The organism is Rhodococcus sp. FG69 (genome assembly GCF_057808915.1).
Genome location: NZ_JBMDIX010000001.1, coordinates 204,741 through 228,754, shown reverse-complemented (window position 1 = coordinate 228,754; position 24,014 = coordinate 204,741). Strand labels below are relative to the sequence as shown.

The following is a 24,014-nucleotide window of genomic DNA, read 5'->3' as shown; positions in this document are numbered from 1 at the left end:
GCAGTGGCATAGCGGCTCCGCCGCAGTGGCATAGCGGCTCGGGCACTGGCGCGGAACGCCTAATCGTCCGTCTGCGCCCGCAGATACCGCCCGAAGTGGGGCACCGTGAAGGCAATCGTTCCCCGCTCTGCGGAGTAGATGAGACCCTTCTTGATCAAGCCGTCGCGCGCAGGTGACAGTGAGGCCGGCTTGCGCCCCAGCTCCGTTGCCACCGCGGACGTCGGCACGGACGCCTCGTCGCCCGACAGATCTGCCATGGCACGCATGTATTCGCGCTCGGCAGGCGTCGCACGCTCGTAGCGGGACCCGAAGAACCCGACGGCCAGTTCCTCCTCGGCCGTGGGCGCCGCGACTCGAACGTCCTCGGCTGTGATCGGCGACTCCGCCGCCAGATCCCACGTCGCCTTGCCGTACGCCTGCACGAAATACGGGTATCCGTCGGCAGATGCGTACAGAGCGTCGAGCGCCTCGGTCGTGTATTCGACATCTTCCCGATCGGCGGGCGCGATCAGCGCAAGGTCCGCAGCTGCCCGTTCCAGTCTGCCGATCCGGTGATAGCTGAACAGCCGCTCCGAGTAGCTCTTCGACGCGGACAACACAGCGGGCAGGTGCGGAAGACCCGCGCCGACGATGATCAGCGGAGCGGTGTCCTGGCTCAGCTCATGACACGCAGCGCACAGAGCGGAGATGTCCGCCGGTCCCAGATCCTGCATCTCGTCGATGAAGATCGCAATGCCCACGCCGACATCGCCGGCCAGGGACGAAGCGTCGAGAAGAAGTTCCACCAAGTCGATCTCGATGTCACCGGAGTCGGCACGACCGGTCTTCGCCGGAACGTCGATCCCGGGTTGCCAGCGTTCCCTCATGCCCTTGTCCGCTGACGCGCGCAGCGCGAATGCCTTGAGCACACCGAGGAACTCGTCGACACGCTCCGGGTCCCGGTGCGACGCCGCGATACCTCGAACCGCCATATGCAGCGCCGACGACAGCGGGCGTCGCAATTCCTGATCGGGTCTCGCCTCGATCTTTCCGGTTCCCCACCCGCGCGCGACGGCGGCGGATCGCAGGTGGTTGAGCAGAACCGTCTTCCCGACGCCTCGCAGCCCCGTCAGAACGACACTGCGTTCAGGTCGACCTCGGGTGATGCGTTCGAGGACGACATCGAATGCGTCCAGCTGCTTCTTACGACCTGCGAGCTCGGGTGGGCGCTGACCTGCGCCGGGAGCGTAGGGGTTACGCACGGGGTCCATGGGGCCAAAGTAACAACAGTGATAGCGAATTATGCGGACATCTAGCTCGTGTCCTAGAGAGCCTTATGGACGACTATCAGCTCTGTTGCACAATCTTGGGCACTCTACGGCAATGACTAGATATTGATAGACAGTCCAATGCTTGCATGTCGGCGGCGCCTGCGGCTACATTGGCGTCCGTGAAGCGCATTCTCGTAGTACGCCGCCGTAGCGGGGTCTAATTCGGACCGACCCCTCGCTGCGGGTCGTCGTGCTGCCTCGGTCCTTCCTTCACATCCGGAAAGACCATCATCATGAACGCTCTCACGTCTCCCATCTCGAACGATTCCTTTGCCGCTCGATTCGGCGCCCCACTCCCACGCGACCTGCGGAAGCACGCCGAGGGTATGAGCTGGACCAACTTCACGCAGCAGTTCGCCGCAGCATCAGGACCCATCCGCCTCGGGAGCTGGGATTCCAGCACCGCGCGGGGTGGACGGACCTCCTTCGCCGCCAGCTTCGGAATCGGCGACTCGATCCACTCCGCGAGCACAACCGCATACGGCCCGATCGACGCGCTGACCTCGATGCTCTACGACGCCGGCATCCATCTCGAGATCATCTCGTTCCACCAGCAAACCCTTCCCTCCCCCGAGCACAGAGATCGCACCGCCACCTTCGTCCTCGCCGAGTTCGACGGCCGTCAGCGCTGGTCGATGGCAATCGAATCCGGAGCCACCGAATCCTCGATCCGCGCGATCATCGGCGCTGCAAACATGCTGCACGGCTGACAATCGGTCCCTCTATCCATATCTACCTCATCTGCTAGATGTGGATAGAGGGTCACATAGACGCTTGCTAGCTCGATCTACGGCTCTCTTTGTCACGAGCTAGATTGACGTAGAAGCCCCTACGGCATCTCCATCGTCTGCGCGCGCTGAATCTCGACAACCGCGCGCCGAGTGTATACATCGGCGGCGGCATTACGCCTGACCAGCAGATCCGCGATGATCAGCACCGCATGCTCTGCGCGCGGACTCGGGCGATTCCCCTCGGTATCAGCCACCCCGAGCGCACCCGTCAGCACCTCGACGAACCCTTGTACGTCGAGATCGGGATACCACTCGACGGCTGACCGGACAGCACTGGACAGCGCATCCTGTACGTCCTCACCTGTCAGTCCATCGGGATGCAGTTCCTCCAGGAGAGACCTGACCATTTCGGCGTGAATGGCTCCAACCTGCGCGTGATCCTCGGACGACAGCTTCTCGACGGCGTCGGCGAACGCGACCTTCGCCTTGACCCGAGCAGAGCCGATCGCGTCTTCGGTTGCGCGGGCGATCGCACGCACTGTCGGTGGCCACTCGGGCGTTGGAATCACCCATCGATTCTCGCAGGCGGTTCCGACAGGTGGTTACATGTAACTGTGATTCCTACTAATGTGGGTTCATGGAAACAGTCTACGAGCGAACGACCGTCGTCAACGAGGGCATGCGGCTGGCGGTGTTCGAGACGGGCAACCCCGACGGTGACACGATCGTGCTGGTGCACGGCTGGCCCGATACCCACGAACTGTGGAGCCACATCGTGCCGTTGCTTGCCGACAAGTTTCGCGTCATCACCTACGACTCCCGCGGTGCGGGGGAGAGCACGGTGCCGCAGGAGCGCGCGGCGTATCGCCTGAGCAGCCTGGCCTCCGACTTCTACGCGGTTCTCGACGCCGTCAGTCCTGGCCGGCCGGTGCACGTCCTTGCGCACGACTGGGGTGCCGTCGAGGTATGGGAGGCCGCAGCCGAGCCGCGCGCAATCGATCGAATCGCTTCGTACACATCCATTTCGGGGCCGAATCTCGATCACCTCGCCATGTGGTCGCGTGCACGGCTCACCACACCGTCGTGGACCGGACTGAAGCAGGTGTTCGCGCAGCTGCGCGCATCCTGGTACACGGTGACGTTCCACATTCCCGGCCTGTCGACGCTGCGGATCAAGCGCCAGTTCGCCAAGGGGTGGCCCGCATTCCTGCAGGAGTTCTCGAACGTCGACCCTGCCCTCGTGACACAGAACCCGACGCTGTTCTCCGACGCAAGCAACGGGACGAATCTCTATCGCGCCAACCTGATTCCACGAATGTTGAACCCCAGGGAACGCTACGTCGATGTCCCGGTGCAGTTGATCATCAACACCGAGGACGTGGCGGTGCGCCCCTACCACTACGAAGACACGCACCGGTGGGTGAAGAATCTGACCCGCAACGACATCCCAGCAGGGCACTGGTCACCCATCTCGCATGCGGCCGAGATCGCTGCACTGACGGACGAGTTCATCGAGTCCCTCTCTCGGTGAGGCGGTCCCGCAACGTCCCGGGCGCATAGTCGCGCCGAAACAGCCCTCGCGACTGCAGGATCGGGACAACCTGGTCCACAAAGTCCTCCAAACCCGCGGGATACAGTGGAGGCATCAGATTGAAGCCGTCGGCGGCACCGCCGCTGACCCAGGCCTCCATCTCGTCCGCGATCGATTCAGGAGTGCCGATCATCGTCGCGTGCCCGCCACCAGCAGCAAGCGTGCCGAGAAGCTCACGCACGGTTGGCTTGTCCTTGGCGACGATCCGCAGAATGGTCTCGTAGCGTCCATGCGGACCCGTGAACTCCTCGACAGGTGGGAGCGTGGGAACCGGCGCGTCCAGTTCCCACTCCCGGCAATCCTGTTCGATGTACATGCCCAGCTGACGCAGTGACTGCTCCACGGGGAGTAACGCATCGAGATCGGCCTTCTTCGCGTGCGCTTCGGCCATGGTCGAACCGATGTACGTGACGAGGCCGGGCATGATGCCGACCGAATCGGCGTCGCGGCCGGCCTTGTCGATTCGAGTCTTCACATCGGCGTAATAGCCGGCCCCCGAATCGATATCGTAGGCCACCGCGTAGATCGCCTCGGCGTATCGCGCCGCGAGATCCCGCCCTTCTCCCGACGCACCGGCCTGGAACAGCACCGGTCGTCCCTGCGGCGAGCGAGGGACCGTCAATGGACCGTCGACTCGAAAGTACTTGCCCACGTGATCGATCGAATGCACCCCGCCAGGGTCCGCATACTGACCATCGCGATCGAGCTTCAGGGCGTCGCCGTCCCAGCTGTCCCACAGCGCAAGAGCGACCTCGACGAACTCCTCGGCGCGCGCGTACCGCTCTGCACGCGAGGGTATCTCGGTGAATCCGTGATTGCGGGCTTCGGCGTCGAACATCGAGGTGACGACGTTCCACCCCGCACGCCCGCCGCTGATGTGATCGAGTGAGGCGAGCAGCCGGGCAGCATGGAACGGTGTATAGAAGGTGGTGGACACCGTCGTCACCAATCCTATGTGTGACGTCACCTTCGCCATCGCCGTCAGCGCGGTGATGGGTTCGAAGAACCAGGTTCCCGCTCCCGCCGGATCACGCACCGAATGACCGTCGGCGAAGAATACCGCGTCGAGCTTCCCTCGCTCAGCAGTCTGCGCGAGCTCCTCGTAGTAGCCGATGTCGCCGAGATCCTCGACGCGAGAGCTCGGATGGCGCCACGCAGCGCTGTGGTGGCCGCAACCGAACAGAAATGCGTTGAGATGCAGCATCGTTCAGTCCTTGACCAGTCCGCCGTCCACCACGAGATTCTGTCCGGTCACCGACCTCGACCACGGTGATGCGAAGAACAGCAGTGCATCGGCGAATTCCGCGGGCGTCACCACTCGCTGCAGGGGAGTCGACGCAGCAATCATGTCGAACACCTCCTCCGGCGTCGCCGCGCTGGCGTCGGTGGTACGGAGCAATCCACCGGATACCATGTTGACGGTGATGCCGTCCATGCCGAGATCGGCTGCGAGCGTGCGAGTCAGGGACAGCAGGGCCGCTTTCGCCGCCGTGTAGTCGTGGTACGGAACCACCGGGTTCTGAAAGAGATTGGTTCCGACGTTGATGATGCGGCCGAAACCCGCGGCTCGCATTCCGGGCACCGCACGCTGGGTCGTCGTCAACGCTCCTCGAACAGTTCCCTGGAATTGCGCATCGAACTGCTCCCACGAAATGGTGTCGGCCTTGCTTCGGGCGTCGCCGTCGAACGAGAAGTCGGCGAGGGCGTTGTTGACGACGGTAGTAACCGTGGTTCCGAAGTGCTGCTCGGCGGCCGTGAAGAGCGCGTCGACCTCGTGGGCGACAGTGATGTCGGCCTGTACGGCCAACCCACCGATCTCCGCAGCGAGCTGCTCGGCCGACAACGCGCTGGCGCGATAGTTCACGACGACGCGTGCCCCCTGGTGTGCAAATGCTCGCGCGATCGAGGTCCCGAGTCCTCGTCCTGCGCCGGTGACCACAACGGTCTGCTTGTCGAAATTCATGCGCTCCCTCTCGCTCGCTGGTCGACATGCGGCGGCGGAGAAGACAATGCACCCGTGCGGATGCAGACATCCCTACGCTGGTGTTGACCAGATCAGGTTCGACGGGTGTGATCTCAGCCGCTTCGGTGCGGCACCCCGTGTCGCCGACGAGTGTACATCTCGGGCTCTGTACCTGTATCTAGCGCTGGCAGTAGAGATGAATATAGGCTCCTACGATGCCCGAACGAGAGTACGTCGAATACTGGTTGGACGAGAACGTCGTGCTCGTCCTCGACAACCGCGTCGTCGAAATCTTCGATGCCTCACAGAAGACCGTCTCGGGTCGACCACGCTGGCACGTCGCGCACATCGGAGTCGACGCGAAGCCCCGTGGCGGCGGCCTACGCGTCAAGATCGGCGCACGCTTGCCCGACGACTCGATGTCGTACCTCGGCGGGCAAGCGGTGTTCGACGTCCCGGAGGACAAGGTCCCGCATGTGCTGGCATTCTTCGACCGCGCGAAACACGCCAGAGGCTGACTGCGATCCGGTTGCCGGGCACCGGTTCCCTAACCGAAGACAGCCCACCCGTGGGCCGGCACCGAGTTCCACCCCGCGTGTTCGGCTGCTTCCCCTGCCACGATCTCACCGGACACGCGATAGTCGACCGCCTCGTTCCCGAGGTTGAGAGCGACATACAGCGCGTTCTCGGCATCGAACGCCCGGTAGAGCATTGCTGTGTTGGTCAGCTCGAGAGTCTCGGTGCGTGCGTGGTGCAACCAGGGATTGCGTCTGCGTAGACCGATCAACTCCTGATGCAAGTGGAAGATCGGCCACCCACCCGGATCGAGTTGTTCTTTCACCATGGGGAATTCGGGACGAACATCGTCGTCGCCACCGACGCGCTCCTCCTTGACACCACGGAAACCCTGCTCGTCGCCGTAATAGATCATCGGCGTTCCACCGGTCGTGAACAGCACGACCTGGGCGTGCGCGAGGTGCCGTTCGTCGGTGATCGTGCTGGCAATCCGGTTCACGTCGTGGTTGCCGATGAACGTCGCCGGTACGAACGTGTCCATCCAGTCGTTGTGGCGGCCCAGAGCATGGGAAAGCTCGAAGAAGTTCTCCTCGACGATGCCGCTCCACGTCGCCTTCCACAGTTCGTACTGTGTCACCGAATCCAGTGAACTCGACGTCACTATCGCGGCGTAGTCGCCGTGTATGACCTCGCCGAGGAAGTATGCGTTCGGATGCTTCTCCCGGACGCGGGGGATCACCGCACTCCAGAACTTCGGCGGCACAGCGTATGCCGCGTCCAACCTCCAACCGTCGGCGCCGCGGCTCAGCCAGTGATCCATCACGTCGGCGACGTAGTCCTGCACTTCGGCGCTGTCATGATCGAGCGTGACGAGCTCATCGTGGCCTTCGAAGGTGCGATGCTTCGGCCGGCCCGACGACCTGTCGATCTGGAACCACGACCCGGCGCCCTCGCGTAGCTCCTGCTGAAATTTCGGAAATCCCTGTCCCACATGGTTGAAGACACCGTCGAGCATCACCTTCAGACCACGACCGTGTGCCGCATCGATCAGAGCATCGAAGTCGGCCTCGGTACCGAGCCTGGAATCGATGCGGAGATGGTCGATGGTCTCGTACCCGTGCCCCTCCGAGGCGAAGATCGGGCCGAGCGCGATTCCAGATGCTCCGAGTTCGATTGCGTAGTCGAGCCATTCGACGACCTTGAGAAGACGGTGCTCGTCGGCCATGGACTCGCCGTCCCAATCACGGACCGGTGCGCCAGCAAAACCGAGCGGGTAGACGTGCCACCAGATCGCGTGTTCGACCCATGAAGGACTCATACGTGAACCACCGAATCGCGGTCGAGCTCGGCGGCACCGGTGTGTCCGGAAAGGCTGGTGACAAGATCGAATTCGGCCAGAATGCAGCGCAGGACGTGCTCGACGCCTTCCTGACCGCCGAGGGCGAGTCCGTAGAGGAACGGCCTACCGAGCAGCACCGCATCGGCGCCGAGCGCGAGGGCCTTCGCCATGTCGGCACCGGTCCTCACACCGGAGTCGAACAGAACCGTCAGGTGTTCGCCGACGGCGTCCACGATCTCGGGTAGGGCATCCAACGATGCTCGGGCACCGTCGATCTGACGACCACCATGGTTCGATACGACGATACCGTCGACACCGTGATCGAGGGCCAGACGTGCATCTCCGACGGTGCAGATGCCCTTCAGTACGATCGGCCCATCCCAATGCTCGCGAAGGAAGGCCAGCTGTGACCAACTCAGCCCGGGATTCGGGAACATCTGAGCCCAGTGCATCGCAGCGGCAACGGGATTGGCTTCGACTGACTGCTCGAGGCCGGCTTGGAATGCGGGATCGGTCAGGTAGTTCTCGATTCCCAGATTGGCCAGGAACGGGAGGTAGCCGCGGTCGAGATCCGCCGGACGCCATCCGAGCAACGTCGTGTCCAGCGTGAGGACGAGCGTGGTGAACCCCGAGTCCTTCGCGCGGCCCAGAAAGCTCAAAAGCACGGATTCGTCTGTAGGCCAATACAACTGATACCACCGGGGCGCATCGCCACCGGCTTCGGCGATCTGCTCGAACGAGTGCGAGGCCTGCGTCGAATGCACGTACGGGACGCCGAGCGCGGCCGCGGCCCTGACGGTGGCGAGTTCGCCGTCCGGGTGCGCCAGCGTCTGGATTCCGACGGGCGCGATCAGCAACGGCGCAGCCGATTCGGTGCCGAGGATCGTGCACGAATGGTCACGTTCGGCGGAACTTCTCATCATGCGCGGCGCAATCCGCCAAGCGTCGAACGCATCCCGGTTGGCACGCGCCGTCGAACCGCTGCCGGCGCTGGCGACGATGTACCCCAGCGCCTCGGCAGTCAACGACTCCGCGGCCTCCGCTTCGAGCTCAGAGAGGTTCGTTGTGATCTGCGGCCTCTGATCGGTGAACATGCCCTGCGCATAGATGCCGATCTGATGGTCGCTGAAGTTCATGCCCTCCACCGTAGCGGGAGCCCCACCGTCGGTGTCGTGGAAGAGGGGGTCAGTGGCCGGAAATCCAGGCGTCGAGCAGCGCGCTGCACCGGACGCGCAGCTCGACCTCGTTCGCAGCCAGATCCTTGCGAATGACATCGACCATGTTCTGGTCCTGCTCGACACCGTCGCGCACCCAGGCAACGGCCCACGACTCGAAGACGTCGACGTCGATCTCCGGATGGAACTGCACACCGAGATGCCGTCCCTGCACGAACGCCTGCTGACCAGCGCTGTTGCGGGCGATCAGCGTCGCGCTCTCGGGAGCTACGAATGTGTCGCCGTGGTACTCCATCCAGGGGCCGGGACCGATCAATTCGGGCCGGGACGTCGCGATCTCGAACAGACCGTGCTCCGGAAACTGCGACTCCGTCACTGTTCCGCCGAGTACCCGTGCCAGCAGTTGTCCGCCGAAACACACGCCCAGAATCGGCACGTCCATCTCGATCGCCGTCTGCAGATATGCACTCTCGGCTGCAATCCACGGAGTCTCGGCGTACGCGGCATCGGGAGATCCCATGACCACGAGCATCGCCGCATCGTCGAGGGCAGGGGGTACCTCACCGAGTCCGTAGTCGAAGGAATGCACGTCCAGCTCGTAGCCCCGGCTGCGCAGCTCCGGCCCGAGGGTTCCGATGTTGCGGTAACCGAGCGCCCGGTCTCGGTCGTGGACGAGCACGACCGCACGACTACTACCCACAGCTCGTTCACCTCTACTCGCACCGACATCCATATCGCCGCCGAAGGCTACGCCGGACCCCACGCCGGTGCAGTCCGAGGATCTGTCGGTGAAGTGCTTTACGGTGTCTGTCGTGCCACCACGTCGACGAAAGCCCACCACCACTGCCCGCACGGTCGCCGCGGGCAAGAGCGCTGCGGCGCGCAAGTTCAAGCAGTCGACGGGTGCGGCGTCCAGTTCAACTGCCTCCAAGACAACTGCCTCCAAGAGGCGGCCGGTCACGCGCAAGAAGGCGGTTCGCAAGACCGCGTCACCTGACCTGAGAATGCCCGACCCGGGCGAGCGCGTGTGGGTGCTGGACGTCCCGTTCGAGGACAGAGCACTCGCGTCGGCGTCCGGCGCGCGTTGGCATCCGGGCCCACGAGTGTTCGCGTACTACGGAACCGAGCTTCCCGACGGGTTGGCCTCGTTCGAGTCGATGCCGTACAGCCTGCAGCGGTGGGTCGAGGACGACGCGAACGAAGAGTGGCGTGACGAGGTAGTCCACGAGCGCTCGATGACGCCTCGCGAAACCCAACTGGAATCGGTTCGGAGGCAGCTCGACGCCATGGCGAACGGCTTCCCCTACTTCGCCCAGATGGACTCGACGGGACTCGGCAAGACGTTGGCCGTGTGCGAGGCCGTGCGTCAGATGAAGGATCCGAGCATCGGTACGGTCCTCGTCGTCGCCCCCAAAGGCGCTCTCCCCGGCTGGCGGCGCACGATCGCCGACACCGAAGCCGACGTGGATCCGGCGGACCGCAAGCGCTGGCTGCTGGTCACCTACCAGTCCACGAAGAAGCTCCTCACCGTTCCCGAGGACACCGATCTCGGCAAACGCAAGAAGACTCAGAACAAGCGAACCATCACACTCGGCGAGCTGCGGTTCGACATCGACATCGTCATCGCGGACGAGTCACACGCCTTGATGAACATCGAGTCCCAGCAGTCGCAGATTCTGTGGCGCTACCAGGAGGCCGCACGCGCCGTCGTATGGATGTCTGCAACTCCTGGATACCAGCCGATGCACTTCGCCTACATGGCCCGAGCCATCGAACTCAGTCGCGGGGACGGGCAGATCATCGGCGACGAGGACGCTCTCGGCTACGCGGTGACGACCAAGTGGGCGGCATTCCTACAGGACGAGGGCTTCGCATTGAAGGAAGGCAAAGCGACGACCGGTCTGAAGACCTGGCGCTGGGAACCCGAGGACGCTGCCCGACGCGAACGCGACATCGGGACCATCCATCGGTGGTTGTCCGGAGGCGCCGTGCCATGGTCCATCTCCCGTCCCTCGCCACCGACCCCTCGTGAGCCTCTCGGGCAGGAGCTCACCGCAGCTCAGAAGCGGCTGTACAACTCGGCGTGGGTCGACTACCGCAAGGAACTGGGCCTCCCGCTGTGGAAGTTGTCTGGTGGGAAGCGGGTGCTGCAGAAGAATCCGAGCACCCGTGCTGCAACGTTGAGGTTTCGCCAGAAGTGCTCTTACCTGCGGATTCCCGCGACGGCCGACCAAGTTCGATCGTGGGTGCGGGACGGTAATCAGGTGTTCGTGTCGATGTTCTACCGCGAGTCCGTGGCGGCCCTTGCCGAGACCCTGCGCGAGGAGGGCCTCGACGTCGCAGTCGTCGACGGCAGTATGAGCAGTCCGGAGCAGGAAGTGCAGATTCGACGGTTTCAGACCGGCGCATCCCGCGTCATCGTGTCCACCACGACGAGCGCGATCAACCTCCACACCAACGAATTGCTGCTGCCGGACGCGCATCATCAGGTTTCCCCGCAGACTTCGACCCCGTCCGTCTCGACGTCGGCACCGCGCGTGACGCTCATCCACGACCCTCGATGGACCCCGATCGACATCCGCCAGATCGAAGGCCGCGCAAATCGCATCGACAAGGACCATCAGCACACGACGTCGACCTGCTACTACGGCTACGCCGAGGGAACCGTCGAGGAGGAAATGGTGCTGACCGGCATCGAGCGGATCGCCGATCTCGGCTCCATCGTCGGGCAGTCGGATCTGATCGACCCCGAGGCGTTCTTGGCGGCGCGGGCCGAGCGCGCCTAGTCCCGTTCCGACCGTAGTCACATTCCGACCGTAGTCACATTCCCACCGTAGTCACATTCCGACCGTAGTCACATTCCGACCGCAACCACGCGCGCACCGGCGGTATCAGCGCACGATCGGCATGACCTGTCGAACCCGAGGATCGCGCAGGTACAACGCAGCCCAGACGGCGACGCCCATGTACACGGCGAACAGCACAGTACTGAACAGCGGCTTGTCGACACGCCAGTTGGTCAGGACCGCGCCGCCGAGGTAGCCGGTCAACAAGACCGCGCCGAGGAACGCTGTCCGCGGCACGAGATACAGCGCAACGCACACGAGCAGTACGACGCCGATGACCGGCGTCATCTCCTCTCGGAGTCCGAGATCGACTGTCGCATCTCGCACTTGCTGCACGTTGATCAACTTGGTGACTCCGTCGAAGATCAGAAAGATCGCGAGGAGGGCCGTCAGCGCCCAGCCGATGCGGGCTGCGGTGCGCGAGGCGGTCGCCGGGGTTGTGGTTGTGGCTGTGCTCATTGTCGTCTCCGATGTCGGTGTGGGATTCGTGCCTGTATCGACACCGCCCGAACCCGAAACTCATCGGTGAGACTGCGCTATGTCCCGAGTTCGCCCGAAATATCCGCTGCCGCGAGCATGGACACCAGCAGCGGCACAACCTTCTTCGCGTTGATTCGGTAATCGCCTCTGCCGTGTTGTTCGACCACGTTCGCCGATCCGAGGGCTTTGAGGTGGTGATAGACCTGGCCGGTGGATCCCAGCCCGACCACCTCCTGGAGGTCTGCCGCGTTGGCCGGACCCCGCAACAGCCTCCGAACGATCTGCAGCCGCACCGGATGGCCTAACGCGGCAAGCACCTCGGAGGTTCGCGCCACCGAGAGTTCGAGCACGGCATCGGGGGAGTAGCCGATGTTCCACGTGACGTCGCCGTGCAGGTGCACATCGCCCTGATAGGCGACGGCACCGCCGGTGGGCATGCTTGTGCCTGCCGCGTCGCCGCTCCCTCGATGCTCGAGCTCGGCGACGCGTGCCTCCAGCTCGGCCAACCTCGCCTCGAACTGCTCGTTCACACGACGCAGGCTATCCGGTCCAGGACCTCCGGGGACTGCAAGGCGTCGATGATCAACATCTGTTGGTTTCCAAAGCCTGCGTTGGCCGCGTCGTATCGGTCGGCGGGCAGGCCGTCGGTCAACCACACCGCAGTGGCGACGGTGCCGTCGTCGCGCCGTAGCTCGAATGCCTGAGTCAGGACACCGGGCAGATTGCCGCCCTTGAAGCCCAATCCTTGCGCGCCGTCCGGTGCCGGCTGGTACTCGAGCTGCCGAAGAGCGATGTCGGCTCCCTCACCGAAACTGCCGTCGGCAAGAGATCGATACAACGAATCCAGCTGCGCAGCAGAACCTTTCGCGCCCACAAGCTCTACCGCCGCGGCCTGGTCTTCGTAGGCGGGTAGCACGACGTCTGCGCCGGTGACGGCACGGAATTGCTCGTCGAATGCCCATCGTTGGGCAGTAGCCCACTGATCACCCTCGCCCAGAGCGGGATCGAACACCGTCAGAACAGTTGTGACGAGCGTCGACGCCTCGAATCCTTCCCAGCCGCCTGCCGCAGCGGCCTCTACGAGTGCATCGTCACCGAGTCGGTAGCGGAGGTAGTCGGGCACCGCGTTGTCGCTCTCCTGAATCATCGCGGTGACCATGTCGTCCAGTCGGGCTGTTGCGCCGAGGTCCGTGGCACCGACACCGTCGTTGGCAATGCCCAACCTGTCCAGCGCCGCCGGGTGCGCACCTCCGTCGGTCCCTGGGACGTACCAGCGCTCCCAATCCAGCAGTGGCACTTGCTCGTCGGCGTCCAATTGTCCAGCGGCGACCGCACGCGCATATGCGGCCAGGTGAACGACCTTGACCGCGGAAGCCAATGCCTGCTGTTCGTCCTGCCGATGCTCGACGACGTGGCCACGGCCATCGTCCATGACGAGCGAGACCGTCTCCGGGGACTGCTCGATCAACCCCAGCCAGCCCTCCTGGGTGTTCAAGTCAGTCGACATCACCGGGGCGCAGCTGTCTGGTTCTTGCATGTTCGACCCGGCAGCGGAGCATCCGGCCGCGAACAGTACGGCGACACATCCGGCGGAAGCAACGACGGTGCAACGCATCGGTACCTCTCTCTGTTTTTCCGTAATTACGGAATACCGTATTCGGGATCGTTCACCGAAGCAATGGGAACATACGTTCGAATACATGCTAACCTGATCGGGCCGTCCGGGATCCCCCACTCGCGGACGGTCCAACTCCGATCGGCGGTCACCAGATGAACACCCCTGTCGGTGCCGGCGACGCCGGCCACACACTCCATCGATTGGGCGATCGATGGGTCGAGAGCGCACCGCAGTGGTGCGCTCACGGTCACGCCCTCGGCCCGCGAACCGTGCTGGTCGGGTCGAGGGCGTGCTCCTGCGGCCGAGGACATCACCGCACCCATGCCTGCCGAACGTGCGGTGATGTGACGTTCAGCCCTCGACTCGGACCGCAGTGCGCCGACGCCAGCTTCGATTCACGCGGCGCTGACCAGCACAGATGACGGGTCGAACCAGGGGTAGTACAGAATCGACCCATGGACAGCAACGACACGGACAGCGGGGGCAAGGCCGTCGATCTACCCGACTTCGATCAGCTTCGCAGCGACTTCACCCGCTTCATGATGAGCTACAAGTTCGGGATCGACGAGCTCATGACCAAGATCAACATCTTGAAGGAAGAGTTCACGCACATCCACCGGTACAGCCCCATCGAACACGTCGGGTCGAGGCTGAAGACTCCGGAGAGCATCATCATCAAGGCACGGCGTAAGGACTGCCCCCTCACACTCGACGACATCCGCGCCAACGTTCTCGACGTCGCAGGCATTCGCATCACGTGCAGCTTCATCTCCGACACCTATCGCATCGCGGATATGATCGGCAATCAGACCGACGTTCGTGTGCTGGAAGTGAAGGACTACATCGCCACGCCGAAACCCAACGGCTACAAGAGCCTTCACCTCATCGTGGAGATACCGGTGTTCATGAGCGACCGCATACAACCGGTCCCGGTGGAGCTGCAGATCCGCACGATCGCGATGGACTTCTGGGCCAGCCTCGAGCACAAGATCTTCTACAAGTACGACGGCACCATTCCTGCCCCACTTCTCGCCGAGCTCACCGAGGCAGCGGACAGCGCGAATCGACTCGATGTGACGATGGAGCGGCTGCACGACGAGGTCGCCGAGATCAAAGGTGGCGAGCCGAGCGACGCTATTCATCTCGATTCGATGCCACCCCTGCTGCTCCCGCGCGAGCTGCTGATCGCAATGCTCGACGGTGGAAAGCCGCTGTGACAGCATCGAATACGGTCATATTCGGCTGATCAATCTCATCGCGTCGTGCGGCGCGTAGCCTTTGACGTCGTTGTCGAAGTACACGAACACGTCGAGCTTCGACGACGTCCACGCGGCGACACGGGCGGCCCACGCGTCCAGTGACGTGTCGTCGTATCCGCTCGCATACAACGCCTCGGCACCGTGGAGCCGTACATACATGAAGTCGGAAGTCGGCGTGTCCACGAATGGGTACCGGCCTGCCGAATCCGCAACGACGAACGCGATGTCGTGCGCCCGCAGCACCTCGATTGCCTCGGGGGTGTCGAAGCTGGGGTGGCGAACCTCGAGCGCATGCCGTATCCGTCGCTCGCCTGCGACGACGAGGCTCACCCGATCCTCCGGCAGCTTGTCGTCCCGTCGCCCGGCCAGCGCGACAGCCTCGGACGTGGTTCGAGGGAGGAGAGCGCAGAACGCGGCCAGCTTGTCTGCGTCGAACTGCAGGTTCGGTGGAAGCTGCCACAGAATGGGGCCGAGCTTCTTCCCCAGCCCGAGCACACCCGTCGCAAAAAAGTTGGCCAGCGCTGATTCCACACCGACCAGTCGCTTGACATGTGTGACGTATCGACCGCCCTTGATCGAGAACACGAAGTCGTCGGGGGTCTCGTCATGCCACTTCGCGAAGCTCGACGGCTTCTGCATCGCGTAGAAGGTCCCGTTGATTTCGATCGACGACAATCGCTCCGATGCGTACGCCAACTCGCGTCGATGCGCGAGTCCCGTGGGATAGAAGTCGCCACGCCACGGCGCGTACGTCCAGCCGGAGATACCGATTCTGACGTCCGACAGACGTTTCCGCGATGCCATTGCGACAGTATGTAACCTGAACAGAGTGAAGGCCGCACCGACCATCGGATCGCTTCTCTTCGCCTGCGCGCTCGTAGGTGCCGACGCGGTGGCCGACCCCGCCGCGGCACGCGTCCAGGCGCCCGCTGCTGCGGTGCCCGCGCTCGGCCTTGTCGCAGTTCCACACGCCGTCTCCGCCGAGATGGTCGCGGGTGTCAGCGGCACAGGTGTCAGCGGCAAGGAGGTCAGCGGCAGCATGGAGGCCGGCACCGAGTCGTCCGGCTTCGAATCTCGTACGTCCGCGTGGAACGAATTCCCGTATCTCCGGTACACCGCCACGTTCGATCCCGACGTCGACAGTGCCGAGATTTCGTGGCAGGGCACCTCGGTCAACACCAACGACCTGGCAATGCACGTCCTCGATCCTGTCGAAAGACGCTGGGGGCCTGCCGTCGCCGTCGCGCAACCCGACTCGCCCGGAGGACTCGTGAGCCTCACCGCGCAGGTGACGGGAATCGACGGCCCCGTCGAGGTCATGATCGTCGACAGTCCCCGCGAGGACCGCTCGTTCGCCGAGAACAACGCCGAGGCAGACGGTTCGTTCGCCGAGCCCGGTACCTATGACTTTGCGCTGCAACACATCACCGATACCCAGTACATTTCGCAGGACAACCCGTCCGTCTACGACGACATGACGCAATGGACCGTCGACAATGCCGCCGAGTACGACGTGGACTACAGCATGCACACCGGCGACATCATTCAGAGCTGGATCCGCCCGGGTCGACCGGATACGCAGTCTCGCATCGAATTCGAAGCCGCAAGCAAGTCGATGGAGCTTCTCGAGAACGCGAACCTTCCACACGGCGTCCTGCCGGGTAACCACGACAATCTGTGGAACGTAGCAGGCAAGCTCGTGCCGGGAATGCACGAGGAGAATCATGCCCTGTACAACGAGTACTTCGGGCCGGATCGGTATCGGGACCAGCCGTGGTGGGGTGATTCGTTCACGGCAGAGGACAATTCGGCGCACTACGACCTGATCGACATCGCCGGTGCGAAGTTCCTGATGCTCTACATCGGATACAACCCGCCCGAGAAGGTGATGAAGTGGGCCGAGCAGGTGCTCGCGGATCATCCGGATCGAAATGTGGTGATCGGCTCCCACTACTACCTCGACGAGGGCGGGGAGAAGAAGCTGATGGCATTCGGCGACATCGGTGCCAGCTCCGGCCAGCAGATCTGGAACCGCCTCGTGAAGCCCTTCGAATCGGTGTTCCTGGTACTGTCCGGGCACGTCGACGGGCAGGCAACCGTCGTGGACCGCGACGTCGACGACACCGGCCGCACCGTCGTACAGCTGCTGGCCGACTACCAGTACTTCGAGGTCGGCGGCGAGCGGGCAACGGGCTTCCAACGGATGCTCCAGTTCGACATCGACGGTGAGACCCTGGCCGTGACAACACATTCACCCACACTCGGCCGGTTCGACGTCGAGAGTTACGACCCTCGACGACGGTTCCTCCCCGAGGACGGCGAGTTCGTCACCGATTTCACTCTGCGTGCAGATGTTCCGCGCGCAGTCAACGCACGCTGAGCGCGTGATCCTACGATTCCGACGCGCACCGAGCCGCTGGACGATAGCGTCGAGAGATGCGCACCGCTGAGGACCTCCTCGCCGCAGTCCAGTGTTCACCGGACGCCGTCGCAATACACGATCGGGCGGCCTGGGTCGACTTGTATGCGCGTGAAGGCGTCGTCAACGACCCCGTCGGCTCGAAGCCGCACCGCGGGAGGGAGGCCATCGAGCGCTTCTACGACACCTTCATCGCACCGAACACCATCAACTTTCACATCGAGAACGACTTCGTCTGCGGGATGTCCGTCGTCCGAGATCTGTCATTGGAAACGATCATGTCGACCGGCGCGGTGCTGAACGTGCCGATGCACATTCGATACGACCTCGTCGAGGAGGACGGCGGGCTGAAGATTTCGCGGCTCGCCGCCCATTGGGAGCTTCGGTCGATGATCGGCCAGCTTCTCCGCTCGGGGTCCCGCGGACTGATCGCGTCGGCGAAACTGACTCCGCAGTTGATCGGAAACCAGGGGATAGGTGGAGCCCTCGGCTTCATGGGTGGACTGCGAAGCGTCGGAGAACAGGGCAAAGCAGCGGCTGCCGAACTGCTCGAGAGGTCACTCATGAAGGATGCTCTGGGCCAGCCGGTTTCCCCCGAGGTGCTCCACGGTGCAACCTACCGGAAGTTCCTCGCTGCGGGCCGGACGGTTAGCGCGACGATGGACGGATCCCTCGGCGGTGGAGTGGTGTTCATCGAGTTCGCGCCCACATCGCTTGCTGCCGAATCGATCACGGTGTTCGCGTCCGATCGTGATACCGAGGGTCGGAGCTAGTCCTTCTCTGGTATACCCGGGCGCGCAGCGCGTTCGCTCAACACCGCGAATACGCCGATGATCGACGCCCAGAGCGTGAGCTGGGTCAGTACCGAAGATAGCCGGAACTGCCACAGCAACGATGCCGGAAAATCAGCCGGAACCTCGTCGATGGCTGGGGTCACTGCATATCCCACTAGGACTACGGATATCGCTGCGACAGTCGGCAACAGAACCGGAAGCACAGACGAGCTGCTACGGGCGCGAACCACAGCGTGCGTATATGCGAACGCACTTGCGGCGAGCAGCCCGAGTGCAACCATCGCGAACCAGAGCACAGTACGTTCTGTGATGGTGTCAGGATCTCCGACAGCGGGCGGGTTGGCCGGGTACTTCAAGAACGGGACCGCGGCGACTGCGAACCACCCGGCAGCGCCGACTGCCACGATGAACTGCAGCGCCGGCAGTCGGGCTCGGTTCCGCGCAACAGCGAGTACGCATGCATAGATCGCGCCGAAAGCCGCACCCGAGAGGGCCGTGGCCAGGAACAACCCTGCCCGTTGCCCGTCTCGGCTGATCAGCGGCTCTTCGTCGCTATGGGCTTCACCGGTGGCGGCCGAATGGTCGTGGGAGCTGGCCGGGTGAGCTTCTTCGATAGCGATGGCTGCATCGATATGTTGCTCGCCGGTGACGTAGGCAACGGTCCCGGCGAGCAGGCCGGCAACGAAGCCCGCAATCAGCCCGCGGATGAGTAGTTGACCCAGCGACCCTGCAAGCAACGAGCGAGGGGCCTGCGTCATCAGTGGCATGGGACGCCCATGAGGTGCCGGCCGTCGTGCATCAGTTCGTGGAGCAGCATTCCGCTTCGCGAGATCGCACCCTGATCGAAACCGACCAAATAAAGAGTGAGGATGGCCAGCAGCACGGTTGCCACGATCAGGGTCGATGCCGCGATTTTCTGCAGTCCGGTGTCAGGGGATGTACTGATGGTGGTCATGAAATGCGCCGCCTTAGATATCGGTGGGATCGTTGAGGGTGTGGTGACAGTGCGAACGCCACTCGGCGTGCCGGTGGCGGTTCGCACTACGAGATACGAGCGGGATCGATGCTGACAGGCTCGAGATGTGCTGTGTGATGGTCGCGGTCGGGCGGGGTCGCCAGCACCCTCTTCGTTCGTTCGTCCAGAACCGCGTCACTGAGTAGCCCACTGCCGGCGAGCCGTGTCTCGAGGGCGTTCAACCAGTGCTCGTAATAGGACCAGGGTGATTCTTCGGACGCGGTCCCGTGCTCTTCCCATTCCTTGATCGACTCTATGAGGGAGAGTTGAAATTCCGACCATTCGAACTGGCGTGCATCGTAGGCCGCGACTGCCATCGCGAACGCGCGTATTTCCCACGGCTTGGTGAAGGCGGTGTCACCATCGGGCAACTCGGGAAGACTGCAGACGAGCTTTTCCACCCTACGGCGTGCATCTCCCAACTCGGTTGCGTCCGGGCGGATGGTCGACGTGGTCATGACGCTGCCTCGGCAGTGGGGCCGACACCGATCATGCTGTCGCGACTGACCAGTTCCGCGAGTTGGTCTTCGGTCCATCCCTCGGTGCCCTCGGGGCGGGCAGGCAGGACCCAGTACCGCATCTCACTGCTCGAATCCCAGACACGGATCTCGACATCGTCGGAGATGGTGTACCCGAAACTTTCCGACAAGACTTTGCGCGGTTCACGCACGATCGCCGCTCGGTACTGGGGTTCTTTGTACCAGTTCGGCGGCAGCCCCAGTACGGGCCACGGGTAGCAGGAGCACAGGGTGCACACGATCACGTTGTGGACATCGGCGGTGTCTTCCACGACGACCATGTCCTCGCCCTGCAATCCTCCGATACCGAGCTCGGCGCACGCGTGGGTCGCGTCGGCGAGAAGTCTGGCTTTGAACTCGGGATCGGACCAGGCTTTGGCGACGACCTTAGCGCCGAGCTGGGGGCCGACCTCGTGCTCGTAGATCTCGACGAGACGATCGATCGCCTGGGTGGTCATGATGCCCTTCTCGATCAGCATCGACTCCAACGCCTTGACCCGCGCGGCGATTTCTTCCTGACTACGAATCTTTTCGCTCATGCTGCTGTTCCTTCTGTCTTCACGTGCTCGATATACGGGTCCCAAACATCGAAGTACACAGCCTGATTCGGCTCAGCGGTCTCCGCACCCCACAACTCTTCGGCCTCGAAGCGAACCGTGTACACGTGCTCAGGGCACTCACCCAGGTTGTTTCCTGCGGTGTCGGGGTAGATGAACGTGCCGTGAGCCAGGACGACCGTCCCCGTCGCGCCGCGGATGTAGCGCGCTTTGCGGGTGTGGCCGCGGGGTGAGCCGCGCAGCACTTTCACTGTGTCGCCGACCTGGAAGCGCGCGACCTTGTCGCTTTCCCTCTTGGCCGGTGCGCCCGCGGGCACTACAGCGTTGATGAACGCCAGCAGCTCCGGATCATCGTCGTGCTCTGGCAGCGGTGCATCAGGGTTCTGCAGGTAGTACTCGGTCCTGCGATCGAGCTCGTCGAGATCGAGCTTGCCCGTTCGTTGACCGTGATACTCGACCGTATGAATCCAATGCTCGTAGTACGGCGACTCGAGATAGACCGCGGGGGCGATCTGCTCCATCCCGAAGCGAAATTGGTCCACACCGAAGAACCCACCACGGAAACACATGGAAAACATGCCGAACGCGGCCTTCTCCCACTCCGCACGGAATATCAGTTCGTGTTCGGGAACAACGACGGTACCGATCCCGTCGGTACCACCGAGATCGAAAACTCCGTTCATCGTGTCCTCCCTGATTCTGTCCTGCTGTCGCAGGCACTGGTGATTGGATTGGTAAGCGAGCTGATGAAAGATCTACCTGCAGAAAGAAAGTAGATCGGGTTTTCTCTAGGCAGGTACGGCCGCGTGCGGCGCATACGCAGGTGGCGCAGGGAATTCGCCGACCAGTTGTTCGAACGCGTACCCGACTCGTAGGACAGTGGCGTCGTCGAAATGTTTGCCGATGACCATCATCCCGACCGGTAGTCCATCGACGAGACCCGCCGGAACAGACAATGCCGGATGGCCGGTGACATCTTGCGGCGCGGTGTTGACCACCATTCCGAGCGCCTTCGTCAGATACGTGCCCCGGTCTATTCCGGGTGCGGGGAGTTCGGTTGCAGCATAAGGCAACGTGGGCATGACAAGTACGTCGTACCTCTCGAGGGCAACGTCATATGCGGCGCGCGCAGTCGGCACCAGGTTGCGGGCCTTGCCGTAACTGGAGGCGCCGAGCGCATTGACTCCGTGATAGCCGCAGAGGGCAACGAGTTTGACAGTCTCCGACAAGTGGTCGGCGTATTCGATTCGGCGCGAGCCGAAGTACGCCATCTGCTCCGGGTCGTACAGGCCATCGGCGTTGAGGCCGTACCCGTTGCCGTCGAGCATCTGGTATGCGGCTCCGTCGGTGGCGATGACATTCCAGACATGAAATGCGTGCCGGTGCCAGGGAATGCTCACGTCCTCGACCACGGCGCCGAGTTCGGCGAATCGCTGCACTGCGGCACGTACCGCGGAATCGGCTTCCGGTTGCGAGGAATCATGCCCGAATCCCTCTGTGACGACACCGATTCGCATCCCCTCGACACCACCGTCGAGACCACTCAGATAGTCACCGACTGCCAATTGCTCCGGTTGACGTGGGTCGTTGCCGTCGGCACCGGCGATGACCGACAGCATCTTTGCAGCGTCGGCAACCGTACGGGCGATCGGGCCGACGTGGTCGATGGTGCGCTCGATCGGAAATGCGCCCGTATAGGGGACGAGGCCGAAGGTCGGCTTGTGCCCGACCACACCGCAGAAGGCTGCCGGAATACGAACTGATCCACCCTGATCGCCGCCCATGGCCAGATCGACTTCGCCGCTGGCGACCAATGCCGCACTGCCACTGGAGGAACCGCCCGCTTCACGGCTCGGATCCCACGGGTTGCGCACTGGACCCGAGGCCGACGTGAAGCTCGAACCCGAAAAGCACAGGTCTTCACATACCGATTTTCCTGCGATCTCGGCCCCGGCATCGAGCAGGCGTGTGACGACCGTCGCGTCGCGAGAAGGGATGAAGCCTTCCAACGTGCGGGAGCCGTTCATCATCGGCACTCCTGCAACAGCAATGTTGTCCTTGATGGCTATCCGCTTGCCCACCAAACGATCACCGACGGCATCGGTCGAGGTAATCGACGTCGTGACATACCAGGCACCCAACCGATTCTCAGCGCCATCCGGAACCTGGTGCACGCGGTCGGGAACCGAAGGAGCGACGGATTCGTACAGCTCGTCCACCGCGTCATAGGACCCGAGAGCACCGTCGACCAGTCCGGCGAACTCTTCCCGGGCTGCCGCATCCAAACCGATACCGAAATGCTCCGCAGCCACACCGATCGCGTCGGCATCGGGACGTTGAACCGTCATGTCATCTCCTAGTAGAGGCAGGTCGAATGTCGCGTCTTCGACCGTAGATCACACGTCTTAATGCGTCAATGAGTTTCGACATATCTACCCGTTAACAACATATTTCCTGGCTGTTCATCGGAGAGAACACCTGCGTGAGAACGGGGCATGGAGCGCCCACGAGCAGTTCAGCGAGGCCGGAACGCGCCTTGCCGCGACTCCGCCAACAAGATCATGCGGCCGTCGGTTCGAGTATCTGCGCGCGGCAAGCTCGACTGTGTGCTCAGTCGACGCCGAAGCGACTCCCTGTCCATATCTGGAGTCGCCGACATGACACGCCCGTATGCCTTGATCGCCTCGTAGGTGGTTTCGGACATCGAACTCATCGGAGGCACCGGTCCGGTCTGCAGTTCGGCATAACGATCCTCGAGGCCTCGATAGGATTCGTCGGCACCCTGAAAGTAGTCGAATGCTGCCCACACTCCTTCTGCGGCAACGTCACCGATCAACTGTTGTGTCGCCTCGTCGAGGACCAGCGCAAACGTCCGCGTCCGAGTCCGCAGTCCTGCGCGAAAACACTGTTGCTCGAACAACACTTCATCGCGACCGACCAACGACGACAGGATCAACTCCGCGCCGGAGTCGGCGATGGCAGCTATCGTGCCCGAAAAGTCGATCGTGCCGAGAGGTAGATACGAATCGCCGAGTACGGAGCCGTTGTTCTCCGACACAACCCGGCGCGCCGCCCAGTGCGCACCGAACGACCACGAGTACCGATGACCGACGAAATACCATCTACGGCTACCGGTTTCGGCCATCAGGGCGGGCATACCTGCGCGCACTTGGGTAAGCGGGCGTTCTCCCAACCGTACGATTCCCGGACTCGGACGTCCGCCCTCGTTCAGAACAGAATGCACCAACAGCACATCCGTGTTCTGGAGGACGGAAGCCGCAGCACTGAAGGTGGCCGAAGTGACACACCCGAAGATGATGCGGCACCCGCTCTGTAGCAATCGACGAGCAGCGGCTGCACCGGTCAACGAATCCGAGGCATCGTCGCCGACCAACAACTCCACAAGAACGCCGTCCAGACCGCCTTCGCCGTTGATCTCGTCGACAGCCAGCTGCGCCAACACCTCTGTGGCCTGCGCGAACACCGCAGCCGACCCGGACTTGCTCACGAGCAATCCGATGCGGTGACGGTCTGGGCGCAAGGACTCCGGGGGCCCGTAGCCACGTTTGTGCGCCAACCACGTCACCCCATCCTGGTCCAGACTCGATTCCAGGACGATCCGAGTTCCGGCGCCGTCGTCGTGGAACCGCAGCTTGAGTTGGCCGCGCCACGGCTGATGGTGCTTGATGACCACCGACTTCCCGGGGCGTATAGCCGCCAGATGGCCCAACAGGGTGATCGGCATGCCCGAGACGCCGACGCCTTCCCCACCGACCGGCAGCGAGACCGACACGGCCGCTCCGACAGCAAGCCGGCTGCACTCGAGATCGAGCAGTTTCCCGTCGACGAAGTTGCGAAATGCAATCGGAGGCGGATCCACCGA

At 63.1% G+C, this 24,014-nt stretch carries 25 protein-coding genes and 1 riboswitch; of the genes, 7 read left to right on the top strand and 18 right to left on the bottom strand.

The window, feature by feature from the left end; all coding sequences use genetic code 11:
• Positions 1 to 59: 59 nt before the first annotated feature.
• A complete protein-coding gene (locus ACODSO_RS01090; protein ID WP_489034381.1) occupies positions 60 to 1,250 on the bottom strand; it encodes an ATP-binding protein in 1,191 nt (396 codons plus the stop codon).
• A gap of 293 nt (positions 1,251 to 1,543) precedes the next feature.
• Between ACODSO_RS01090 and ACODSO_RS01085 the strand changes: the two genes are divergently transcribed.
• On the top strand, positions 1,544 to 2,020 hold the full coding sequence (locus tag ACODSO_RS01085) for an alpha-isopropylmalate synthase regulatory domain-containing protein (protein ID WP_489034379.1): 477 nt from the start codon (positions 1,544 to 1,546) through the stop codon (positions 2,018 to 2,020).
• 119 nt (positions 2,021 to 2,139) lie between these two features.
• Here ACODSO_RS01085 and ACODSO_RS01080 read toward each other — a convergent pair whose 3' ends face one another.
• Positions 2,140 to 2,610: a hypothetical protein gene (locus tag ACODSO_RS01080; RefSeq protein WP_489034378.1), complete on the bottom strand. Its 471-nt coding sequence runs from the start codon at positions 2,608 to 2,610 to the stop codon at positions 2,140 to 2,142.
• A gap of 68 nt (positions 2,611 to 2,678) precedes the next feature.
• Between ACODSO_RS01080 and ACODSO_RS01075 the strand changes: the two genes are divergently transcribed.
• The gene (locus ACODSO_RS01075) at positions 2,679 to 3,572 is read left to right on the top strand and encodes an alpha/beta fold hydrolase (protein ID WP_489034377.1); all 894 of its coding nucleotides are present in this window, start codon (positions 2,679 to 2,681) and stop codon (positions 3,570 to 3,572) included.
• On the opposite strand, the gene ACODSO_RS01070 is transcribed toward ACODSO_RS01075, so the two are convergent.
• Both ACODSO_RS01070 and ACODSO_RS01065 read right to left on the bottom strand, forming a co-directional pair.
• Positions 3,550 to 4,836, bottom strand: coding sequence for an LLM class flavin-dependent oxidoreductase (locus ACODSO_RS01070; RefSeq protein ID WP_489034376.1), 1,287 nt, complete (start codon positions 4,834 to 4,836; stop codon positions 3,550 to 3,552). The genes ACODSO_RS01075 and ACODSO_RS01070 overlap by 23 nt on opposite strands.
• Before the next feature lie 3 nt (positions 4,837 to 4,839).
• The gene (locus ACODSO_RS01065) at positions 4,840 to 5,595 is read right to left on the bottom strand and encodes a 3-oxoacyl-ACP reductase (RefSeq protein WP_489034374.1); all 756 of its coding nucleotides are present in this window, start codon (positions 5,593 to 5,595) and stop codon (positions 4,840 to 4,842) included.
• Between the two features lie 52 nt (positions 5,596 to 5,647).
• Positions 5,648 to 5,743, bottom strand: a riboswitch (TPP riboswitch).
• A 67-nt stretch (positions 5,744 to 5,810) separates the two neighbouring features.
• Here ACODSO_RS01065 and ACODSO_RS01060 point away from each other — a divergent pair.
• The gene (locus tag ACODSO_RS01060) at positions 5,811 to 6,113 is read left to right on the top strand and encodes a hypothetical protein (protein WP_489034373.1); all 303 of its coding nucleotides are present in this window, start codon (positions 5,811 to 5,813) and stop codon (positions 6,111 to 6,113) included.
• Positions 6,114 to 6,142: 29 nt separating this feature from the next.
• On the opposite strand, the gene ACODSO_RS01055 is transcribed toward ACODSO_RS01060, so the two are convergent.
• Genes ACODSO_RS01055 through ACODSO_RS01045 form a run of 3 tightly spaced genes read right to left on the bottom strand, consistent with a single transcriptional unit; the run spans position 6,143 to position 9,325 of the window.
• Complete coding sequence (locus ACODSO_RS01055) at positions 6,143 to 7,429, bottom strand: alpha-amylase family glycosyl hydrolase (protein ID WP_489034372.1); 1,287 nt, start codon at positions 7,427 to 7,429, stop codon at positions 6,143 to 6,145.
• Positions 7,426 to 8,586 (bottom strand): alpha-hydroxy-acid oxidizing protein, encoded by a 1,161-nt coding sequence (locus ACODSO_RS01050; RefSeq protein WP_489034371.1) that lies wholly within the window; start codon positions 8,584 to 8,586, stop codon positions 7,426 to 7,428. Before ACODSO_RS01050 ends, ACODSO_RS01055 begins: the two co-directional genes overlap by 4 nt.
• A 49-nt stretch (positions 8,587 to 8,635) precedes the next feature.
• Positions 8,636 to 9,325 (bottom strand): type 1 glutamine amidotransferase, encoded by a 690-nt coding sequence (locus ACODSO_RS01045; protein ID WP_489034369.1) that lies wholly within the window; start codon positions 9,323 to 9,325, stop codon positions 8,636 to 8,638.
• 112 nt (positions 9,326 to 9,437) lie between these two features.
• Between ACODSO_RS01045 and ACODSO_RS01040 the strand changes: the two genes are divergently transcribed.
• Positions 9,438 to 11,411, top strand: coding sequence for a helicase-related protein (locus ACODSO_RS01040; RefSeq protein ID WP_489034368.1), 1,974 nt, complete (start codon positions 9,438 to 9,440; stop codon positions 11,409 to 11,411).
• A 105-nt stretch (positions 11,412 to 11,516) separates the two neighbouring features.
• On the opposite strand, the gene ACODSO_RS01035 is transcribed toward ACODSO_RS01040, so the two are convergent.
• The 3 genes from ACODSO_RS01035 to ACODSO_RS01025 form a co-directional block, all read right to left on the bottom strand.
• Positions 11,517 to 11,930 (bottom strand): DoxX family protein, encoded by a 414-nt coding sequence (locus tag ACODSO_RS01035; protein WP_489034367.1) that lies wholly within the window; start codon positions 11,928 to 11,930, stop codon positions 11,517 to 11,519.
• Between the two features lie 77 nt (positions 11,931 to 12,007).
• The gene (locus tag ACODSO_RS01030; protein WP_489034365.1) at positions 12,008 to 12,481 is read right to left on the bottom strand and encodes an ArsR/SmtB family transcription factor; all 474 of its coding nucleotides are present in this window, start codon (positions 12,479 to 12,481) and stop codon (positions 12,008 to 12,010) included.
• Positions 12,478 to 13,458: a serine hydrolase gene (locus ACODSO_RS01025; RefSeq protein ID WP_489034364.1), complete on the bottom strand. Its 981-nt coding sequence runs from the start codon at positions 13,456 to 13,458 to the stop codon at positions 12,478 to 12,480. The genes ACODSO_RS01030 and ACODSO_RS01025 overlap by 4 nt, the downstream gene beginning before the upstream one ends.
• 566 nt (positions 13,459 to 14,024) lie before the next feature.
• Between ACODSO_RS01025 and ACODSO_RS01020 the strand changes: the two genes are divergently transcribed.
• On the top strand, positions 14,025 to 14,786 hold the full coding sequence (locus ACODSO_RS01020; RefSeq protein WP_489034363.1) for a GTP pyrophosphokinase: 762 nt from the start codon (positions 14,025 to 14,027) through the stop codon (positions 14,784 to 14,786).
• Positions 14,787 to 14,801: 15 nt separating this feature from the next.
• On the opposite strand, the gene ACODSO_RS01015 is transcribed toward ACODSO_RS01020, so the two are convergent.
• Positions 14,802 to 15,632, bottom strand: a complete 831-nt coding sequence (locus tag ACODSO_RS01015; RefSeq protein WP_489034361.1) for a DUF72 domain-containing protein — start codon at positions 15,630 to 15,632, stop codon at positions 14,802 to 14,804.
• 25 nt (positions 15,633 to 15,657) lie between these two features.
• Here ACODSO_RS01015 and ACODSO_RS01010 point away from each other — a divergent pair, with 25 nt between their 5' ends.
• Positions 15,658 to 17,208 (top strand): metallophosphoesterase, encoded by a 1,551-nt coding sequence (locus ACODSO_RS01010; RefSeq protein ID WP_489034359.1) that lies wholly within the window; start codon positions 15,658 to 15,660, stop codon positions 17,206 to 17,208.
• 56 nt (positions 17,209 to 17,264) lie between these two features.
• Complete coding sequence (locus tag ACODSO_RS01005; protein WP_489034357.1) at positions 17,265 to 18,020, top strand: nuclear transport factor 2 family protein; 756 nt, start codon at positions 17,265 to 17,267, stop codon at positions 18,018 to 18,020.
• Here the strand turns inward: ACODSO_RS01005 and ACODSO_RS01000 are convergent.
• From ACODSO_RS01000 to ACODSO_RS00970, 7 genes are all read right to left on the bottom strand, one after another.
• Entirely contained in the window at positions 18,017 to 18,808 is a 792-nt protein-coding gene (locus ACODSO_RS01000) for a CbtA family protein (RefSeq protein ID WP_489034355.1), read from the bottom strand. The genes ACODSO_RS01005 and ACODSO_RS01000 overlap by 4 nt on opposite strands.
• A complete protein-coding gene (locus ACODSO_RS00995; RefSeq protein ID WP_489034354.1) occupies positions 18,799 to 18,996 on the bottom strand; it encodes a CbtB domain-containing protein in 198 nt (65 codons plus the stop codon). Before ACODSO_RS00995 ends, ACODSO_RS01000 begins: the two co-directional genes overlap by 10 nt.
• Positions 18,997 to 19,082: 86 nt before the next feature.
• A complete protein-coding gene (locus tag ACODSO_RS00990; protein WP_489034352.1) occupies positions 19,083 to 19,514 on the bottom strand; it encodes a nitrile hydratase accessory protein in 432 nt (143 codons plus the stop codon).
• Positions 19,511 to 20,113 (bottom strand): nitrile hydratase subunit alpha, encoded by a 603-nt coding sequence (gene nthA, locus ACODSO_RS00985; RefSeq protein ID WP_489034351.1) that lies wholly within the window; start codon positions 20,111 to 20,113, stop codon positions 19,511 to 19,513. Before nthA ends, ACODSO_RS00990 begins: the two co-directional genes overlap by 4 nt.
• A complete protein-coding gene (gene nthB / locus ACODSO_RS00980) occupies positions 20,110 to 20,814 on the bottom strand; it encodes a nitrile hydratase subunit beta (protein WP_489034350.1) in 705 nt (234 codons plus the stop codon). Before nthB ends, nthA begins: the two co-directional genes overlap by 4 nt.
• A 105-nt stretch (positions 20,815 to 20,919) precedes the next feature.
• Entirely contained in the window at positions 20,920 to 22,479 is a 1,560-nt protein-coding gene (locus tag ACODSO_RS00975) for an amidase (RefSeq protein WP_489034349.1), read from the bottom strand.
• Between the two features lie 167 nt (positions 22,480 to 22,646).
• Positions 22,647 to 24,011: an ABC transporter substrate-binding protein gene (locus ACODSO_RS00970; protein WP_489034348.1), complete on the bottom strand. Its 1,365-nt coding sequence runs from the start codon at positions 24,009 to 24,011 to the stop codon at positions 22,647 to 22,649.
• Positions 24,012 to 24,014 lie beyond the last annotated feature (3 nt).

What these genes read in the sequence shown, in the direction of transcription:
- ACODSO_RS01090 (WP_489034381.1), bottom strand. Translation starts at nt 1,250, where the DNA reads ATGGACCCCGTGCGTAACCCCTACGCTCCCGGCGCAGGTCAGCGCCCA.
- ACODSO_RS01085 (WP_489034379.1), top strand. Translation starts at nt 1,544, where the DNA reads ATGAACGCTCTCACGTCTCCCATCTCGAACGATTCCTTTGCCGCTCGA.
- ACODSO_RS01075 (WP_489034377.1), top strand. Translation starts at nt 2,679, where the DNA reads ATGGAAACAGTCTACGAGCGAACGACCGTCGTCAACGAGGGCATGCGG.
- ACODSO_RS01070 (WP_489034376.1), bottom strand. Translation starts at nt 4,836, where the DNA reads ATGCTGCATCTCAACGCATTTCTGTTCGGTTGCGGCCACCACAGCGCT.
- ACODSO_RS01065 (WP_489034374.1), bottom strand. Translation starts at nt 5,595, where the DNA reads ATGAATTTCGACAAGCAGACCGTTGTGGTCACCGGCGCAGGACGAGGA.
- ACODSO_RS01060 (WP_489034373.1), top strand. Translation starts at nt 5,811, where the DNA reads ATGCCCGAACGAGAGTACGTCGAATACTGGTTGGACGAGAACGTCGTG.
- ACODSO_RS01055 (WP_489034372.1), bottom strand. Translation starts at nt 7,429, where the DNA reads ATGAGTCCTTCATGGGTCGAACACGCGATCTGGTGGCACGTCTACCCG.
- ACODSO_RS01050 (WP_489034371.1), bottom strand. Translation starts at nt 8,586, where the DNA reads ATGAACTTCAGCGACCATCAGATCGGCATCTATGCGCAGGGCATGTTC.
- ACODSO_RS01035 (WP_489034367.1), bottom strand. Translation starts at nt 11,930, where the DNA reads ATGAGCACAGCCACAACCACAACCCCGGCGACCGCCTCGCGCACCGCA.
- ACODSO_RS01025 (WP_489034364.1), bottom strand. Translation starts at nt 13,458, where the DNA reads ATGTCGACTGACTTGAACACCCAGGAGGGCTGGCTGGGGTTGATCGAG.
- ACODSO_RS01020 (WP_489034363.1), top strand. Translation starts at nt 14,025, where the DNA reads ATGGACAGCAACGACACGGACAGCGGGGGCAAGGCCGTCGATCTACCC.
- ACODSO_RS01015 (WP_489034361.1), bottom strand. Translation starts at nt 15,632, where the DNA reads ATGGCATCGCGGAAACGTCTGTCGGACGTCAGAATCGGTATCTCCGGC.
- ACODSO_RS01005 (WP_489034357.1), top strand. Translation starts at nt 17,265, where the DNA reads ATGCGCACCGCTGAGGACCTCCTCGCCGCAGTCCAGTGTTCACCGGAC.
- ACODSO_RS01000 (WP_489034355.1), bottom strand. Translation starts at nt 18,808, where the DNA reads ATGCCACTGATGACGCAGGCCCCTCGCTCGTTGCTTGCAGGGTCGCTG.
- ACODSO_RS00995 (WP_489034354.1), bottom strand. Translation starts at nt 18,996, where the DNA reads ATGACCACCATCAGTACATCCCCTGACACCGGACTGCAGAAAATCGCG.
- ACODSO_RS00990 (WP_489034352.1), bottom strand. Translation starts at nt 19,514, where the DNA reads ATGACCACGTCGACCATCCGCCCGGACGCAACCGAGTTGGGAGATGCA.
- nthA (WP_489034351.1), bottom strand. Translation starts at nt 20,113, where the DNA reads ATGAGCGAAAAGATTCGTAGTCAGGAAGAAATCGCCGCGCGGGTCAAG.
- nthB (WP_489034350.1), bottom strand. Translation starts at nt 20,814, where the DNA reads ATGAACGGAGTTTTCGATCTCGGTGGTACCGACGGGATCGGTACCGTC.
- ACODSO_RS00975 (WP_489034349.1), bottom strand. Translation starts at nt 22,479, where the DNA reads ATGACGGTTCAACGTCCCGATGCCGACGCGATCGGTGTGGCTGCGGAG.